This window comes from Saccharothrix syringae (assembly GCF_009498035.1).
GTDB lineage: Bacteria > Actinomycetota > Actinomycetes > Mycobacteriales > Pseudonocardiaceae > Actinosynnema > Actinosynnema syringae.
The window spans coordinates 184,803-200,891 of record NZ_CP034550.1; the positions used below are offsets into that span (position 1 = coordinate 184,803).

General features: G+C 67.1%; 14 protein-coding genes and 2 tRNA genes. 8 read left to right on the forward strand and 8 right to left on the reverse strand.

Annotated elements, in window-relative coordinates; translation table 11 throughout:
- The first annotated feature begins 2 nt into the window (after window positions 1-2).
- From EKG83_RS00845 to EKG83_RS00855, 3 genes are all read left to right on the forward strand, one after another.
- Window positions 3-1,982 (forward strand): acetoacetate--CoA ligase, encoded by a 1,980-nt coding sequence (locus EKG83_RS00845; RefSeq protein ID WP_051766879.1) that lies wholly within the window; start codon window positions 3-5, stop codon window positions 1,980-1,982.
- A 125-nt stretch (window positions 1,983-2,107) separates the two neighbouring features.
- Window positions 2,108-2,197 (forward strand) — tRNA-Ser (locus EKG83_RS00850).
- A 39-nt stretch (window positions 2,198-2,236) separates the two neighbouring features.
- A tRNA-Arg gene (locus EKG83_RS00855) sits at window positions 2,237-2,309 on the forward strand.
- 63 nt (window positions 2,310-2,372) lie between these two features.
- Here EKG83_RS00855 and EKG83_RS00860 read toward each other — a convergent pair.
- From EKG83_RS00860 to EKG83_RS46700, 7 genes are all read right to left on the reverse strand, one after another.
- Window positions 2,373-3,605 carry a tyrosine-type recombinase/integrase gene (locus EKG83_RS00860; protein WP_033435084.1) on the reverse strand — a complete coding sequence of 411 codons (1,233 nt, stop codon included), beginning with the start codon at window positions 3,603-3,605 and terminating at the stop codon, window positions 2,373-2,375.
- Complete coding sequence (locus tag EKG83_RS00865) at window positions 3,605-3,787, reverse strand: helix-turn-helix domain-containing protein (RefSeq protein WP_033435083.1); 183 nt, start codon at window positions 3,785-3,787, stop codon at window positions 3,605-3,607. The genes EKG83_RS00860 and EKG83_RS00865 overlap by 1 nt, the downstream gene beginning before the upstream one ends.
- 17 nt (window positions 3,788-3,804) lie before the next feature.
- Window positions 3,805-5,409: a replication initiator gene (locus EKG83_RS00870; RefSeq protein WP_153277822.1), complete on the reverse strand. Its 1,605-nt coding sequence runs from the start codon at window positions 5,407-5,409 to the stop codon at window positions 3,805-3,807.
- Window positions 5,406-6,878 (reverse strand): FtsK/SpoIIIE domain-containing protein, encoded by a 1,473-nt coding sequence (locus EKG83_RS00875; protein WP_033435081.1) that lies wholly within the window; start codon window positions 6,876-6,878, stop codon window positions 5,406-5,408. Before EKG83_RS00875 ends, EKG83_RS00870 begins: the two co-directional genes overlap by 4 nt.
- A 316-nt stretch (window positions 6,879-7,194) precedes the next feature.
- Window positions 7,195-7,971, reverse strand: a complete 777-nt coding sequence (locus EKG83_RS00880) for a DUF5753 domain-containing protein (protein WP_153277823.1) — start codon at window positions 7,969-7,971, stop codon at window positions 7,195-7,197.
- 187 nt (window positions 7,972-8,158) lie between these two features.
- On the reverse strand, window positions 8,159-8,389 hold the full coding sequence (locus EKG83_RS00885) for a hypothetical protein (protein WP_033435079.1): 231 nt from the start codon (window positions 8,387-8,389) through the stop codon (window positions 8,159-8,161).
- A 335-nt stretch (window positions 8,390-8,724) separates the two neighbouring features.
- The gene (locus tag EKG83_RS46700) at window positions 8,725-9,186 is read right to left on the reverse strand and encodes a hypothetical protein (protein ID WP_033435134.1); all 462 of its coding nucleotides are present in this window, start codon (window positions 9,184-9,186) and stop codon (window positions 8,725-8,727) included.
- 197 nt (window positions 9,187-9,383) lie between these two features.
- On the opposite strand from EKG83_RS46700, the gene EKG83_RS00895 reads away from it, so the two are divergent.
- The 4 genes from EKG83_RS00895 (at window position 9,384) to EKG83_RS00910 (ending at window position 13,172) form a co-directional block, all read left to right on the forward strand.
- Window positions 9,384-10,481: an IS630 family transposase gene (locus EKG83_RS00895; RefSeq protein ID WP_228122229.1), complete on the forward strand. Its 1,098-nt coding sequence runs from the start codon at window positions 9,384-9,386 to the stop codon at window positions 10,479-10,481.
- A gap of 107 nt (window positions 10,482-10,588) precedes the next feature.
- On the forward strand, window positions 10,589-11,428 hold the full coding sequence (locus EKG83_RS00900) for a GntR family transcriptional regulator (RefSeq protein WP_194282983.1): 840 nt from the start codon (window positions 10,589-10,591) through the stop codon (window positions 11,426-11,428).
- Complete coding sequence (locus EKG83_RS00905; RefSeq protein ID WP_084716829.1) at window positions 11,428-12,144, forward strand: HAD family hydrolase; 717 nt, start codon at window positions 11,428-11,430, stop codon at window positions 12,142-12,144. The genes EKG83_RS00900 and EKG83_RS00905 overlap by 1 nt, the downstream gene beginning before the upstream one ends.
- Before the next feature lie 134 nt (window positions 12,145-12,278).
- Window positions 12,279-13,172: an HNH endonuclease gene (locus EKG83_RS00910; protein ID WP_084716830.1), complete on the forward strand. Its 894-nt coding sequence runs from the start codon at window positions 12,279-12,281 to the stop codon at window positions 13,170-13,172.
- An 871-nt stretch (window positions 13,173-14,043) separates the two neighbouring features.
- Here the strand turns inward: EKG83_RS00910 and EKG83_RS00915 are convergent.
- Window positions 14,044-14,979 carry a helix-turn-helix domain-containing protein gene (locus EKG83_RS00915; protein ID WP_033433404.1) on the reverse strand — a complete coding sequence of 312 codons (936 nt, stop codon included), beginning with the start codon at window positions 14,977-14,979 and terminating at the stop codon, window positions 14,044-14,046.
- Window positions 14,980-15,081: 102 nt separating this feature from the next.
- Here EKG83_RS00915 and EKG83_RS00920 point away from each other — a divergent pair, with 102 nt between their 5' ends.
- Window positions 15,082-16,089, forward strand: coding sequence for a saccharopine dehydrogenase NADP-binding domain-containing protein (locus tag EKG83_RS00920; protein WP_211269180.1), 1,008 nt, complete (start codon window positions 15,082-15,084; stop codon window positions 16,087-16,089).

The following is a 16,089-nucleotide window of genomic DNA, read 5'->3' on the forward strand; positions in this document are numbered from 1 at the left end:
GTATGACCGAGATGCGTGCCGGCACCGCCGCCGGCGAGGCGGAAGTCCTGTGGCGCCCGGACCCCGACCGGGTCGCGGCGAGCCGGATGGCCGCGTTCCGCTCCTGGGTGGCCGACCGCCGGGGCCTGGAGCTGCCCGACTACGAGTCGCTGTGGCGGTGGTCCACCTCCGACCTGGAGGCGTTCTGGGGCGCCGTGGCCGAGTTCTTCGAGGTGTCGTTCCACGACCGGCCCGACCGCGTGCTGCCCGCCGAGGTGATGCCCGGGGCGACGTGGTTCCCCGGCGCGACGCTCAACTACGCGGAGCACGCCCTGCGCGGCCCTGAGGACGCCGTGGCGGTCGTGTTCCGGCGGGAGGACGGTCTCACCGCGGAGCTGACCCACGGTGAGCTCAGGCGGCGCGTGGCGGCCGTGCGGGCCGGGTTCCGGGAGCTGGGGGTCGGCGTCGGCGACCGGGTGGTGGCCCTGGTGCCGAACTCGCCCGAGGCGCTGATCGCGTTCCTGGCCGCGGCGTCGCTGGGCGCGACCTGGTCGTCGTGCTCGCCGGACTTCGGCGCCAGGGCCGTGGCCGACAGGTTCACCCAGGTCGAGCCCAAGGTCCTGGTGGCGGTGGACGGCTACCGGTACAACGGGCGGGCGTTCGACGTGCGGCCGACCGTGGAGAGGCTGAGGGCGGAGATCCCGTCCCTGACGGCCACGGTCGTGGTCGACTACGTCGGCGGCACCCCGCTGCCCGGGGCGGTCCGGTGGGAGTCCCTGCTGGCCGACCACGAGGGCGCGGAGTTGGAGTTCACCCCGGTGCCGTTCGACCACCCGCTGTGGGTGCTGTACTCGTCGGGGACGACGGGGCTGCCCAAGGGCATCGTCCAGGGGCACGGCGGCATCGTGCTGGAGCACCTGAAGATGCTGGCCCTGCACGGGGACCTGGGCCCGGACGACAGGTTCTTCTGGTTCACCACCACCGGCTGGATGATGTGGAACTTCCTCATCTCGGGCCTGCTGGTCGGCTCGACGGTCGTCCTGTTCGACGGCAGCCCCGCGCACCCGGACCTCGACGTGCTGTGGCGGCTGGCGGAGGAGGAGCGGGTGACGTACTTCGGCACGTCCGCCCCGTACATCCAGTCGTGCCTGAAGGAGGGCCTGACCCCCGCCGCGAGCCACGACCTGGGTGCGTTGCGGGTCGTCGGCTCCACGGGGGCGCCCCTGACCCCCGAGGGCTTCCGCTGGATCGCCGACGCGGTGGGCGAGGACGTCCAGATCGCCTCGGTGTCCGGTGGGACGGACCTGTGCACGGCCTTCGTGGCGGCCGCGCCGGACGTCCCGGTCTGGCTGGGCGAGCTGTCGTGCCGGGCCCTGGGCGCGGCGGTCGAGTCGTACTCGGAGGCGGGGGAGCCGGTGGTCGACGAGGTCGGCGAGCTGGTGATCACCAAGCCGATGCCGTCGATGCCGGTGTTCTTCTGGGGCGACGAGGACGGCGCGAAGCTCCACGACGCCTACTTCTCGACCTTCGAGGGCATCTGGCGCCACGGCGACTGGATCCGGATCACCGACCGCGGTTCGGCGGTCATCTACGGCCGGAGCGACTCGACCCTGAACCGCGGCGGGGTCCGCATGGGCACCAGCGAGTTCTACCGCGTGGTGGAAACCACACCGGGCGTCCTCGACTCACTGGTGATCGACACCTCGGGCGCGGGGCGGACCGACGGCGAGCTCCTGTGCTTCCTGGTCCTGGAGCCGGGGGTGGCGCTGGAGGACGTGGAAGTGACTTTGCGCACGGAACTCAGGGCCAACCTGTCGCCCCGGCACGTGCCCAACAGGTTCATCGTGGTGGAAGAGGTCCCCAGGACCCTCAACGGCAAGAAGTGCGAGGTCCCGGTCAAGAAGATCCTCGGCGGCACCCCGCCCGAGCGGGCGGTGAGCCTGGACGCCCTGCGCAACCCGGCGTCCCTGCGGCCTTTCCTCGACCTGGTGACCCGCCCCTGAACCCCGGGGAACGCCCCCCGCCTGACTGGCACCGTGCCTGACCTGCGGTGATGCGGTTAGGAGGGGGGCGTTTTGCTAACCGGTTGGGGGCATGTGTAATCTATGCGTCGTAGCCGAGGGCTCCGGGAGGCTTCGCCTAGTCTGGTCTATGGCGCCGCACTGCTAATGCGGTTTGGGTTTACCGCCCATCCCGGGTTCAAATCCCGGAGCCTCCGCAACACCCTGCTACAATGGGGTGACAACTGAACACCGATGCGCTCGTAGCTCAACGGATAGAGCATCTGACTACGGATCAGAAGGTTGCAGGTTCGAATCCTGCCGAGCGCGCACTGGTCAGAGGCCCGGTCGAGATCATTCGACCGGGCCTCTGACCGCATTTGTGACCGCAGTTCACTTCTCAGCGGCGTCCTCGAACAGCACGCCCATGCGGTCGACCGCATCCCGCTGCACGCTCTCGATCACTTCGATGTATGTGCCGGTTGTCACACTGATCGAGCTGTGCCGCAAGATCCGCTGCACGGTGGCCGCGTCCACGCCCATGGCGAAGAGGACCGTCGCGGCGGTGTGGCGCATGTCATGCACCCGGATCACGCGGACTCCCGCCTTCCGGCACAGGGCCTCGAACGCCCGGTTGATGTTGCGCGGCTCGATCGGCGTGCCGTGCGGCGTGGTGAACACCAGGCCCGTGTCCCGCCACCTCGGTCCGGCCGCCAGGCGGTCACCGGCCTGGAGCGCCTTGTGCCGCTGCAGCACGGAGACCAGGGGAGCGGGCAGCGGAACCGTGGCCGCCGACGCCTCGGTCTTCACCTCGTCCAAGGTCAGCTTGCCGTCCACCCGGTGCAGGGCCTGGGCGATCGTCACCCTGCCGCCGGCCAGGTCGACGTCCTCCCAGCGCAGCCCCAGCGCCTCACCGCGCCGCAGGCCGATACCGAGCCCTACCGCCCACAGGGCGTACAGGCGGTGATCCTTGGCCGTGGCGAGGAACTGCCTGGCCTCCTTCAGGCTCCAGGCCCGGTGCTGCCGCTTGCCCGAGCCCGGGAGCTTCACCAGCGTGGCGACGTTCCGCGTGAGGATGTCCTCCTCCACCGCGTCCTGGAGCGCGGCCCGCAGCAGTCGCAGCAGGTAGCGGAGGCTCGCCGGAGCCGGGAACGACTTGCAGCACTCCTTTGGCTGCCTGGCGCAACAACGCGGCTTGCGATCCGGCTTCTCCGCCCATTTGGCGTCTTTGCCCTGGGCGCAGCACTGGCACGTCTTGCCCACCGCGTTGAGCCACGCGCGAATGTGCTGGGCGGTCAACTTCTTCTTGCCCAGGCCGGGGACGATGTAGAGCCGGGTAAGCCCTTCGTAGGAGCTGAACGTGGTCCGCCGAACGGACGGCTCCGCGACCTCGTGCAGCCAGTACGCGAAGTAGTCCGCGACCGTCAGCTTGGTCGTGGCGACCGGAATTCCCCGCCGGTTGGCGTCCTGGAGCTCGACCTTCTTGTTGTTGCACTCCTCCCAGGTCTTCCCGTAGACGCTCTTGCGCTTCCACTGCCCGTCAGGCGTGCGGACGAACACCTGCGCCTCGTACCGGCCGTCCTTGCGCTGCTTGATCGTCCCTTCGCCGTTCGCCCTGCGCCCCATCAGGCCGCCTCCTCAAGCAGTGCGCCGAGATATTCGTCCAGGGCTGCCTGAGGTACCCGCCGGCACCGACCGACCTGGACCGAGCGGAGTTCGCCGTCCCAGATCAGCCGGTAGACCGTCCACCGGCTGACCGACAGCACTTCCGCGACCGTCTGGACTGACAAGAGCTGGTTGTTCGACATGCGATCCCCCCGAGTGATCAAGCTGCGAGCTGGGTTGCCGAAAGATCTGGTGAGCCGGTCGCGGCGAGCAGGGCCCGGTCGTACTCGGCTCTCCACGTGACCCGTTGGGCTATGGCGTGCATGAGCAGGTGCGCCCGTGGTGGGACGTTGGGGTCTCCGGGGCGGACCTTGTGCCACACGAGCTGGGCGGTGTCCTGCTCCGGCTTCTCGATGCCCACGGCTTTGAGGGCTTCGAGGACGAAGCGCTTCCGGTCGGCGCGGTGGTCGGCCAGGGTCTTGCCGGACCACTTGCGGGAGACCAGGACGCGGCGGCCGGGCAGGCCGAGGGTGGTTCGGCGGTGCGCGCGGCCCTTGCAGTGACCGGGGGTGGTGCGGGAGTTGGCTCCGCGTGGTTGGACGCCGTAGAGCAGCCACACCGGGCAGCGCTCCGAGCACGGGGTGACCGCCAACTCGTCGGCCAGGCGGTCCGCGTGCCGGCGCTGTCGGTCGGTGCGTTGTTCGACCACCTCACCGATGGACTTGGTGAGGTACTTGGTCAGGTAGCCGATGTGCCGTCCTGCCTCCTGTGAGCCGCCGAGGATGCCCTTGGAGTGCACTTGGCGGCCGAACCGCACCACGTGCGCCGGCTCCTCCACCCTCGCCACCGCCTCAGCCCAGGGCGTAAGCGGCCGGCGGGTGTCGGGGTCGACGAACGCCTCGGCCCGTGCGTCCCACACCGGCAGGTGATCACCGGAGTAGAGGCGCTGGTCGTGCGCAGGCCACCACACCTGGTGGTAGGTGGCCGCGGTGACCAGGCGGATGATCTCGTGCGGGATGGAACCGCGGACTGCGGCGTGCAGGTGCGGCGCCGCCCGTCGCTGGGGTTCGACGGTGGCGAAGTACTGCACGTCCCAGCCGACGACGCGGCGCAGGTTCTGCCACCAGCGGTCGACCAGGGAGGCGAAGTGCACCGCGTCCCGGGCCGCCCGCCGGTAGTCGTAGGTGTTCGGGTCTACCGGGGTGCCGTCGTCGCGCACCTTGCCGTAGGTGTCGAGGGTGAGCGTGACGAACATCGAGGGCCGGAAGCCGCCCGCGTACTCCCGCCCGACCGTGCGCTTCTCCACTCGTCGCCGGGGCAGGTCGGGGGCGTCCTGGCGGCGCTTGGTCGACCGCTTCACCGACCGCTTGTCCGGTGCGTCCGGCGAGGGCAACCGACCCCGTACGCCGAGCTGCCGCAACTCCGCGTCCACCGAGTGGATCTCTTCCCGCAGTTCGTCGGCATGGCCCGCTTCACCGGCCTCGACCGCATCCCGGTATGCCTTGACCAGGTCGACACGGAAGGTCAGCAGCTCCGTCTGGTCCTGGGTGGGCGGGACCGGGGTGAAGTCGGGTTCCTCGGTCAGGTGCCAGCCCTCCCGGCACTGGGCCATCCGCAGCGCCTTGGCCTTGCGCGCGCAGGGCGCACAGGTGCTCTCCACCGTCGACCCGCACGGCACGGCGACATAGCGGACTTCGTAGGTGGTCCGGTCCTCCACCTCCATGGTGAACGGCCGCACGCATACGCCGTGCTGTTCAGCGGCGGCTTTGGCCACGTCCAGCGCCATCGGCTGTCGCATCCGCTCAGCCCGCGTACCGGTGGTCATGCCGCCACCCCCTCGGCACCGCCGGGCATGGTCGGGAACGGCCGCACCTCAGCGGGACGGAAGTAGTCCCGCAGCGCCGCCAGGTCGTTGTCGGTGACGTGGAAGGCCCGCGCCCGGTCCGGCTCCCGCTGCCCGTCCTGCTTCACCCAGGCGACACCGGGCGTGTCCTCCGGGATCTCGTGAGCCGCCGCACCGCGCTGCCGGACACCATCTCCAAGCACCATGTCCACTTGCTGTGGCTCGTCCAGCCGCAGCGCAACCCGCGTGGTGAATAGGTGCCGGAAGCCCACGACCTCCTTGCGCGGGTCCTGCACCAGGCCCACGAGCACGTAGCCGGGTGCACGCCCCTGCGAAGCGATCGTCTGCACCGCCCGTGCCGCCCGCTCCCGAAGCTGCCGGTCCGGCTGGTAGGCGATCACGTCCGCCAGCTCATCCACGATCAGCACCGTCAACGGCTCACCGGTGTCCCTGGCCCACAGCCGGCGAATGCCCCGGTAACGCGAAGCCCGCTCCTTCACCTCCTGGGCGATTTCCTCCAACAGCTCGACCGCGTCAGCGCCGTTGCCGAACACCAGCCGATCGAAGGCGTCGGGGCACTGCCCGAGTTCCATACCGCCCTTGGGATCGATGCCCACCAGGCGCACCAGGCCCGCCCGAACCACCGGGGCGAGCTGCCACACGATCGACCACAACACCGAGCCCTTACCAGCACCGGGCACACCGACCACCAGGAGCTGAGAGCCGAGCAGGCGCAGCCGCCACGGCTTGCCCGTCTCGGTCCGCCCGACAACCACCCGCTTGAGATCCACCTCAACCGAACCCAAGGCGGGCACCGCCACTGGCCGCACGAGCGGATCGGCGTGCACGAAGTCCAGCTCAAGCAGCCGAGGCCGCAGCACCCGCACCCGGCAGGAACGAGCACCGAAGGAGTGAGCAAGGTTGTCGCGCCGCAGCTCCCACGCCTCTGGTGACTGAGCCGGGATCATCCGCACCCGGACCCGATCCCGCCATCCCTCCGACCGCACCCGCCGAAGCCGTGGCCGGTACTCACGCCCACGCTCCCGCTTGGCCAGATCCGACAACCGCATCACCGATCGCCAGCGCGGCACGTACACCGTGGCCCGCCGCCATTCGGTGACCAGCCGGTACCAGCAGTGCCGCAGGAACGACGCCCGATCCAGCCCCGACCAGATGATCAACGCGGCGACCAGCGACAACAGCGCCAGCACCAGCGGCGAGAGGCCGAAGCGCCACCAGCACCAGGCCGCCGACACCGGCACCAGCACAACCACCGGATACCGAACCACGACGAGCACCAGGCGCACAGCCAGCACGACCGCCAGCCACACCAGCGCCACCAGGGCGGCGAGCCACTTCGCCTTGCCCGGCACCAGCACCCACCACGGCACCCGAGGCCGAGCACCCTCGAACGGAGCCAGGTCCACCCACTTGCCGTTGCCGCTATTCATCACGCACGCCCCACAGGGGCGAAAATCAGCGGCAGCCACCCCAGACACGCACAGCAAACAAGCTGATTAGGGGCATAGACGCCGAAACGTCGACATTGACCACAGGGGCGACCATTGCGCAACTTCCACACATTCGGGTTAACCGCACGACTTGACGCACGTCCCCCGACGACAGATACCCTCGACACGACTGGAATCCTTCGTATTCGACGCACGGTTGAGACCGGTCGCGTGAGTCGTCGGGAAACAGACCAAGCCCGCCAAAGCTTCCGGCCTGTTTCCCGCGACTCACGCCCACCAACAACAGCAGGCCGACTCAGTTGCCCGAGTCCACCAGCTCACGCCTCTGTTCGGCCAGGTTCGTGATCAGCTTCTGCGACTCGCCCACGCTCATGGCGTTGCCGAGCAACAGTCGCGCCATCTCCTCGTACGCCTCAGACTCCGCGGGATCGTCGAGGAACAGGCTGAACGGCGTGGTATCGACGTGCACCACTGGCCGAAACTCCGGTGTGCGCGTGAGCGTGAATGGATACTGCCCCTGATAGCCGTACGGCACGTCGCAGCCGATCACCCGCACGCTCACCTTCTCGGAATTGGCGAGCCAGAACAGGTTCATCAACTGTCCCCACACCGCGTCGTGCCCACCGGGCAGGTGTCGCAACGTCAACTCCCGGACCACGAACGTGCACTTCACGCCACTGCGCGGGTGCAGGATGCGCTGACGCACCTTGCGCGCCTTCACGCGCCGCTCGACGTCGTCCGTCGACAACCGATCATCCCAACTCAAGACCTGACGCAAGTAGTCTTCGGACTGCGCAAGGGCAGGAATGGAAACCGGCTCATAGGAGAAGAGTTCCCGCGCCGTCACCTCGTTCGCAAGCACCACCGGCACTTCATCCACACCGCCCACGTCGTGCATCCAGATCAAGCGCCCGTCATCAACCTCCCGATACAAGGACATCACCTTGTTGAAGGTCGCCAGATCGACGCGGTAGATGCCCAAAAGACGAGCAATATTGACTGCATCAGTTCGCCGAACCCCCACCTCCAACTTCGCCAACGACGAGCTTGAAACCCCCGTCACCTGCGACACAGTGCTGAACTTGGTCTTCGACTGACGCCGAGCCGCCCTCAGATGAGCGCCCAGCGTTCTACTCCTCACGGTCGATCCCAACCGTGGATCGTCAACATCAGCCACAACAGATCACCACACCGAATCCGGGCATGGCTCCGCCCCGAGCACGGATGCCACTGCATTGGTTGCTCTCGCCGCACGAGAGTTAGACGACTTCGAACAAATCCTCAAACGTCATAGGAGCCAGCGCCCTCAACGCGCCCGCGATGAAAGCCGGTCCCGGCTGGATAAAACCAGCTCTGACCCGTGTCACGGTCGACCGGTTGAGCCTCATCGCACGCGCAAGCGCGTAGTCCGACTCGAACTTCGCGAGGCTCGCAGCCCTGCCGAACGCCGCAGTCCGGAGCTTGACGGTGTACCCACGCTCCCGCGTCACCCGACACCACCTCCACGGCAGGCAGCGCCGGCACCACAAACGACCTTCCGCTTGTCGCTCATGCGTTGCCCCTGACGGAACCGACACGCGCGTACTCGACCCGCGCCCGCCGATCGAACTCCTCGAAGGCGACAGCACAGGCATGACGAGCCCACAACGGCACTCCAAGATCAGCGGCCAACACCCGCCACGCCTGCGCCACCGCCAAGTAGCCATCAGCCAACCGAAGCACCGTCACCGGCCCGTCCACAGTGGACGCAGCGAACAACGCTTCGACATGCTCCGCGTACGCCAGGTTCCACCGAGCGACCGCCTCACGAGACGGCCGCGCCACCTCAAGCGGCCTTCGGCTCGCCCTGGGGCTTCTCGCCCGCCCGCTTGGGAGCCGCCCCAGCCTGCGGCGACACGAACCCCGCAGCCCGGATCACGAACCCCAAGTACTTGTACCGATCCCCCATCACCCGCGGCTCGACCGTCAGCCCCTCGAACCCCACCGGCCGCACCTCAACCCCAGGCATCACCGACACCGCCTGCGGCGGCACCGGCTGCACGTCCGCCAACAGCGTCACCGTCACCGACGCGTCCCGCTCCTTCTCGGCGGACGGATCGGTCACCACAACCTTCCACTGCCGCTTGCCGGTCACCTCGTCGACCCGCTGTTTGGCCTGCCGACCACGCGCCTTGTCCTCCGCGCTCATGTACTCCATGTCCGGCGCCACCTCACCGACCATCAGCGCCCCCATGGGGAAGACCTGGTCAAACGACGCCTCGAACCGCGTCCCATACGGAACCGCCACGCTAGCCACCTCCGTCACTACGCCAGCCCGCCTATACGAGCTAGACAAGTAGTCAAGGTAGCCAGCTTGGCTAGACAGGTCAAGTAGTCGTCACTCGAACGGGCGAGCTAGTGCTGCATCTCGGAACGTTGACCCGGTAATCGGTCCGGTGGGCTTACGGTCCAGGCTGGTCCTCCCATGTCGAGCGGGAGGTGGTCGTGGGTCGTCGTCCGGAGGTGTTCGTCCGGTCGTTGTCGATGGAGGAGGGCCGGAAGTTGGCCCGGATCGGCAGGACGGCCAAGGATCCGGTGCGGTTGCGTCGGGCGATCGTGGTCCTGATGTCCGCCCAGGGGCAGGCGGTGCCGGACATCACGTCGTTGATGCAGGTCAGCGCCGATTACGTGCGTGATGTGATCCACGCGTTCAACGAGCGGGGGTTCGCGGCGCTGGACCCAAAATGGAGCGGGGGACGCCCGAGGGTGATCGGTGAGGCGATCCGTGAGCGGATCTGCCTGATCGCCCGGACGTCCCCCGCATCCCGGGGCATCACGGCGTTCTCGACCTGGTCGCTGTCCAAGCTGCGCGACCATCTGCTCGACCGCGGCACCGTCGCGGCGATCAGCCGGGAGACCCTGCGCCGCATCCTGCACGCCGGCGGCGTGTCCTGGCAGAGCACCTCCACCTGGAAGGCCTCCACCGACCCGGACTTCCTGGTGAAGATGCACCGAATCCTGGACCTCTACGACCACCCTCCCGATAACGGCCGGGTGATCTGCATCGACGAGTTCGGACCGCTGAACCTGATGCCGCGCAAGGGCAAGGCATGGCGGCCGACCGGGGCGCCGCGCCGATTACGCGCCACCTACAACCGCCACCACGGCGTGATGCACATGCTCGCCGCCCTGGACCTGACCACCGGGAAGATCCACTACCGCATCCGCCGCCGCAAGCGGCACGGCGAGCTTCTGGAGCTGCTCAGAAGCCTGCGGACACGGTGGCCGGGCCAACGCCTCCACCTGGTCATGGACAACTTCTCGCCCCACCGTCACCCCGACGTCCACGCCTGGGCCACCGACAACGACGTCGAGTTGGTGTTCCTGCCCACCTACTCCAGCTGGTTGAACTGGATCGAGGCCGAGTTCACCGCCCTGCGCTACTTCACCCTCAACGGCACCGACCACCACAGCCACGCCGAGCAGAACGCCGCGATCGCGGCCTACATCCGCTGGCGCAACGCCCGAGCCCGACCCAAGACCGGCTTCGCCACCGACTCACCCATCCGCACCTGGACCCATTACCCGACCAAGGCTGCGTGACGCAGCACTAGCTCCCTAGACGAGCTAGACAAGTCTCATACGCTGGGGTCCGTACAGATCCACACGCATATAACGGCGTCATATTCGGCCCGCGAGATGAGGACGGCATGGCACTCGACCCGAACGACCCGCGACCGCCATACGTGCAGGTGGCGAACGCCCTACGGGCAGCCATCCTGACCAAGGTCTTCAAGGCCGGGGACAAGCTTCCCTCCCGCGCCGAACTGGCCAAGAAGTACGACGTAGCCCCGATGACCGTGCAGAGCGCCCTGCGCGAGTTGCGCGACGAGGGCCTGATCGTCTCCAGACAGGGCAGCGGAGTCTTCGTCCGAGAGCGCACCGAACGCCCGGTAGGACTGCGCCCTCACATCGAACGAGCCTTCGAGGCCGACCACGTCACCATCGACTTCTCAGGCTTCTCCGGCGAGACCCTGCACGGCGTCATCCAGGAGCCACTGGACAAGATCCGCATCGGCCGCCTCACCCCCGAGACGATCCACGTCCGCATCCTCGTCCCGGACCCCACCGTCCCGTGGTCGGTCCCCTGCACCGTCGACGACCACGCCGACAGCCCAGCCTTCCGTGACCGCGCTGCCGACATCATGCGCCGCCACACCCTGGCCATCGTCGACAACGTCACTGAGCTGGCCGCCCTGGGCCTGGTCAAGGAAGCCACCGCGGAAGTCCGCGTCCACCGAGCCGCCCCGCTGTTCAAGCTTTACCTGATCAACAACAACGAAGCCTTCTTCGGCTTCTACCCAGTCCGCGAACACGTCCTCACCCTCGACGGCCAACCCCAAGCCATCTACGACCTCATGGGCAAAGACGCGATCCTCTTCCACCACAGCACCACCGACGACGACACCAGCACCGGCAGTCAATACGTCGAGCAGGCCCACACTTGGTTCAATAGTATCTGGGACACCATTGCAACGGGGCGCAAGTAATGAGCAGCGATCGGGAACTCGCAGATGATCTTGAATTTCTGCATTACATTCTAGCTGACACCCGAGTACTTCTATTGGACTTCGACGGTCCAATCTGCTCGATTTTCTCGGGAATGTCTGCTGATTGCATAGCAAGTCGGCTTTCTCGAATGTTGTCCGAAAAGGAGCGCGTCGACCCGCCGCCTCATGTCAAAAATACTAGCGACCCTTTCGAAGTGTTCAAGTATGCATTCACTCTTGGGCAAAGCAGTGCGCGATACGTAGAGGCCGCGCTCCGTGAATACGAAGCAGAAGCCGTTGCAACCAGTAAGCCCACTCCCTTTGCGCACCAACTGCTGAACACTTGGGCCGCAACCGGTCGAAACCTTGTAGTTGTAAGCAACAATTCTTCCGTAGCTATTGAAGCTTATATCAATCTACATGGACTGCAAACCCTCATCGACGACGTTGTTGGTCGCACTTCGCACCGACCAGACGAACTCAAACCCAACCCCTACTTTCTCCGCCTAGCTCTCCAATTGATGCGAGCGAATCCAGGCGAAGCTACCTTTGTGGGCGATTCGATTACTGACACACATGCTGCAAAAGCCGCGAATATGCGCTTCATTGGATACGCCAACAAGCCCGGCAAGTCTGGTCTGTTTGTCAAGGCGAAGGCAGATATCGTAGTGCGAAGTATGAGACTCCTGGTTGAATCGGTCACAAACTCATGCTAAACGCTTCAACGAGATCTTGAAATTCGATCAACATGCACAGTAGAGTAGAATGGAAAGGTTAATTGGCAACTGGTCAACTTGCGGCACCGCCTGGTCACCGTATTGAGCTACGATTCGACGGAACTTACTACTTTGTGTACTCGCTCGACGCGTTCATGTCGCGCGATAGTATTGTTACGCGAGCTTTCTCCGATCACTTCCATGAAGGTCTTGAATATTATGTGACTCCGTTCCAGAGGTGGACAACTCTGCATGTATTCACCGACTTCTTTATCGACCAGATTATTTTTGAGGATTTCGACCGAGCGTCGCGCACTAAATACATTCCTCGCACGGCATGCCGTAATACTTATTGCAGGGCAACTCCAGCATGGCTTCTGGCCGCAGATCTCATGCAAAGCTACGGATTCGATGTGTCGGAGGTCATGTCAGAGTTGGGAAAGTGGGTCGAGGCCGGTGCGCCCTGTTGCCCTACAACATACGAGCAGCAGTCGGGGCCGAATTTTGATGTCTGGGATAGCATCGATTCGAGTGAATATAGCGAACTGCTCCAGCAGTTGACCGAGGAAGTCTTTTTCGTTCTTTTCGCTAATCGCACCTTCCTTCATAAATTCAATGCCCATCTTGTATCGTGGGTTCGCAACTCGGAGCCTGATGAATGGCTTGAGAACAATAACCTGTTTCGAAAAAGCGGCAGAGACGGTGCAACATTGAAGCGGGTTTCGATTCCCGCTTGGGCCAAGCGTGCAGTATTCTTTCGCGACCGGGGCCGTTGTTGTGTGTGTGAACGCGATCTGGGAGGAACTTATAGTCCTGTAAATAGGGCGCAATATGACCATATTGTCCCGCTTGCCGGAGGTGGGCTGAACGACGTCAGCAACCTTCAGCTGCTCTGCGAAAACTGTAACAACAAGAAGCGGGCAAACCGTCACGAGCCGAGTCGTATTTATGAGCGCTGGTTCCCTATCGGAAATCAGTATAAAACTCGTCGAGTGCCTACGCTGGCAGATATCGTACAGACGCTTTAGGAAGTCCCTTTCGTGCGATACCATCGCCATGTGTGCGAAAACTTAAGCGCAACTTAAGAATAGAGTGCAAATTCAGTTGGCGGCGGCGGTGACGATTGCTCGCCGCAATCGAATAAAGCGCGCTTCTGCCGAATTTGGCTCTAGAAAATCAAGGCGCGCCGCCGTCGGCGGCGCGCGGGGCCTGTCGCGCTGGCACCGGGTCCACATCCATCCCGGCTCGCCGGGCTCCCGCTTCGCTCACGCCCGGCGGCCGGGCGGCGCGGGCCGAGCTGTGCGGGGCAGCGCGCCGTCGACGGCGACAAGTTAGCCAAGAGCTTCCGGCGTCCACGGCTTGGACCGATCGCGCGATGGGTCACCGCGGACTTGCTGGGCGCGGCGATCGACGCCCGCCGTCGCTCCGCGCCAGCGGCCAACGGCACATGTGGCCCACTGGAGAAGTCGGGACAGGCCGAGTACCGGGGGAGATGCGGCCTGAGGTCGACCGCAGTCGTGACCGCAACGGGATGCCATCGAGGGCTACTCATGCACCACCTGCACCAACGCCACCCACAGAGGAACGCCTGGTCAGCACACCGACCGGTTCCTACGGATCAGAAGGTTGCAGGTTCGAATCCTGCCGAGCGCGCAAGTCGAGAGGGCCGGTACCGGTTGGTACCGGCCCTCTGCCGTTGTCGGCACCCGTTCCGGCCTGCGTGGGTTGATCGTGTGGGCAAGGTCACCTTTGTTCCTGTGGCGGGTAATTCCGTCCGATCGGGGATTTCGCCGCGGCGCGGGAACTCGCCGGATCGAATCCGGTCGAGCGCGCACCGGTCGGGCCGGCGTGGAATCACCACGCCGGCCCGACCGCATTCACGGTCCCGGAACCGCCGCCTCACGCCCGGAACGTGCGCCGGTAGGCGTCCGGTGGCACGCCGACCGCGCGGTGGAAGTGGCGGCGCAGCGTGGTCGCCGTGCCCATGCCCGCGGCCGCGGCGATGGTGTCGACGCTGTCGTCGGTGTTCTCCAGCAGTTCCTGGGCGCGGCGGATCCGCTGGGCCAGCAGCCACTGCAGCGGGGTGGTGCCGGTCACCGACCGGAAGTGGCGGGCCAGGTGGCGGGAGCTCATGTTCGCCCGCCGGGCCAGGTCCTCCACGGTGAGCGGCCGGTCCAGCCGCCGCATCGCCCAGGGGAGCAGGTCGGCCAGGGGGTGGTCGTCGCGGGCGGGCACCGGGGTGGTGACGAACTGGGCCTGGCCGCCGGCCCGGTGGGGCGGCACGACCAGGCGCCGCGCGACCACGTTGGCGACCGCCGGGCCGTGGTCGCGGCGGACCAGGTGCAGGCACAGGTCCATCGCCGCGGCCTTGCCCGCGGACGTGAGCACGCTGCCGTTGTCGACGTAGAGCACGTCCGGGTCGACCTCCACCCGCGGGTAGCGGGCGGCGAGCTGCCCGGTGTGGGCCCAGTGCGTGGTCGCGCGCAGGCCGTCCAGGAGACCCGCGGCGGCGAGCACGAACGCGCCCGTGCACAGGGAGACCACCCGCGCGCCCGCGTCGTGGGCCGCGCGCACCGCCTCGACCAGGTCGGCAGGCGGGTCCTCGTCGACGTCCGCCAGGGCGGGCACGACCACGGTCGCGGCGCGCGCCAGCCGGTCGAGGCCGCCGTCCGGTTCGAGCAGGAACCGGCCGACCCGGACCGGGCGCGTGCCGCACACCGCGACCTCGTACCAGGGGATCGCCAGGGCGTCCGGCGGCGGGCCGAAGACCTCGCAGGCCAGGGCCAGCTCGAAGTGCAGCATCCCGTCGGTGGCGGCGACCGCGACAGACCTCATGTCGGAAACTGTACGGGTCGTGTCGTTCCGGACACTGGGCGGGAACGCGCCGAGCGGACAGGATTCACCGCGGTGGATCACTTCGAGCACGTGGGAGCGGCTGTGGAGCGGAACGTGGCGGTGTTCGGCGCTTACGGGCACACCGGGCGGTTCGTCGTCGAGGAGTTGCGCGAGCGCGGGTACGCCCCGCTGCCGCTGGGCCGCGACCTGGACAGGCTGCGCGCGCTGGGCCCGCGGGCGCGGCAGGCGTCGGTCGACGACCCCGCCTCGCTCGACCGCGCGCTGGACGGCGCGGCCGCCGTGGTCAACTGCGCCGGGCCCTTCGCCACGACCGCCGCCCCGGTGGTCGAGGCGGCGTTGCGCGCCGGCATCCCCTACGTCGACGTGGCGGCCGAGATCGAGGCCAACGTCGACACGTTCGCGCACTTCGCGGACCGCGCCCGCACCCCGGTCGTCCCGGCGATGGCCTTCTACGGCGGCCTCGGCGACCTGCTGGCCACCGCCGCGACGGGCGACTGGGCGGCGGCGGACGAGGTGCACATCGCCTACGGCCTGAGCAGCTGGCACCCCACCGCCGGCACGCTCGCCGCGGGCGCGGTCTCCCGGGATCGGCGGGCCGGCCGCCGCGTCCGCCACACCGGCGGCCGGCTGGAGTACCACGACGACGCCCTGCCGACCCTGGAGTGGCCCTTCCCCGACCCGCTGGGCCCCCGGGACGTCATCGCCGACTTCGCCATGGCCGACATCGTCACCGTGCCCAGCCACCTGGCCGTCCCGCGGGTGAGCACCTACATGACCACCAAGGCGGCCGCGGACCTGGCCGCCCCCGACGCCCAGCCGCCGACCGCCGTGGACGAGCGCGGCCGCTCCGCGCAGACCTTCGTCGTCGACGTCCTGGTCCGCTCCGGCGGCGCGGAACGCCGCGCGGTCGCCTCCGGCCGGGACATCTACGCCATCAGCGCGCCGCTCGCGGTGGAGGCCGTCGACCGCCTCCTCACCGGGCGGACCAGGACCACCGGCGTCGCCTCGGCGGGCGCGATGTTCGACGCCCCGGACTTCCTGCGCGCCCTGTCCGCGCACCTCTCGGTCGACCTGCCCGCCGGCCGGTAG

Excerpts from the sequence above, each read along its gene's own strand:
- EKG83_RS00845 (WP_051766879.1), top strand. The coding sequence starts at position 3 with ATGACCGAGATGCGTGCCGGCACCGCCGCCGGCGAGGCGGAAGTCCTG.
- EKG83_RS00860 (WP_033435084.1), bottom strand. The coding sequence starts at position 3,605 with ATGGGGCGCAGGGCGAACGGCGAAGGGACGATCAAGCAGCGCAAGGAC.
- EKG83_RS00865 (WP_033435083.1), bottom strand. The coding sequence starts at position 3,787 with ATGTCGAACAACCAGCTCTTGTCAGTCCAGACGGTCGCGGAAGTGCTG.
- EKG83_RS00870 (WP_153277822.1), bottom strand. The coding sequence starts at position 5,409 with ATGACCACCGGTACGCGGGCTGAGCGGATGCGACAGCCGATGGCGCTG.
- EKG83_RS00875 (WP_033435081.1), bottom strand. The coding sequence starts at position 6,878 with ATGAATAGCGGCAACGGCAAGTGGGTGGACCTGGCTCCGTTCGAGGGT.
- EKG83_RS00900 (WP_194282983.1), top strand. The coding sequence starts at position 10,589 with ATGGCACTCGACCCGAACGACCCGCGACCGCCATACGTGCAGGTGGCG.
- EKG83_RS00905 (WP_084716829.1), top strand. The coding sequence starts at position 11,428 with ATGAGCAGCGATCGGGAACTCGCAGATGATCTTGAATTTCTGCATTAC.
- EKG83_RS00915 (WP_033433404.1), bottom strand. The coding sequence starts at position 14,979 with ATGAGGTCTGTCGCGGTCGCCGCCACCGACGGGATGCTGCACTTCGAG.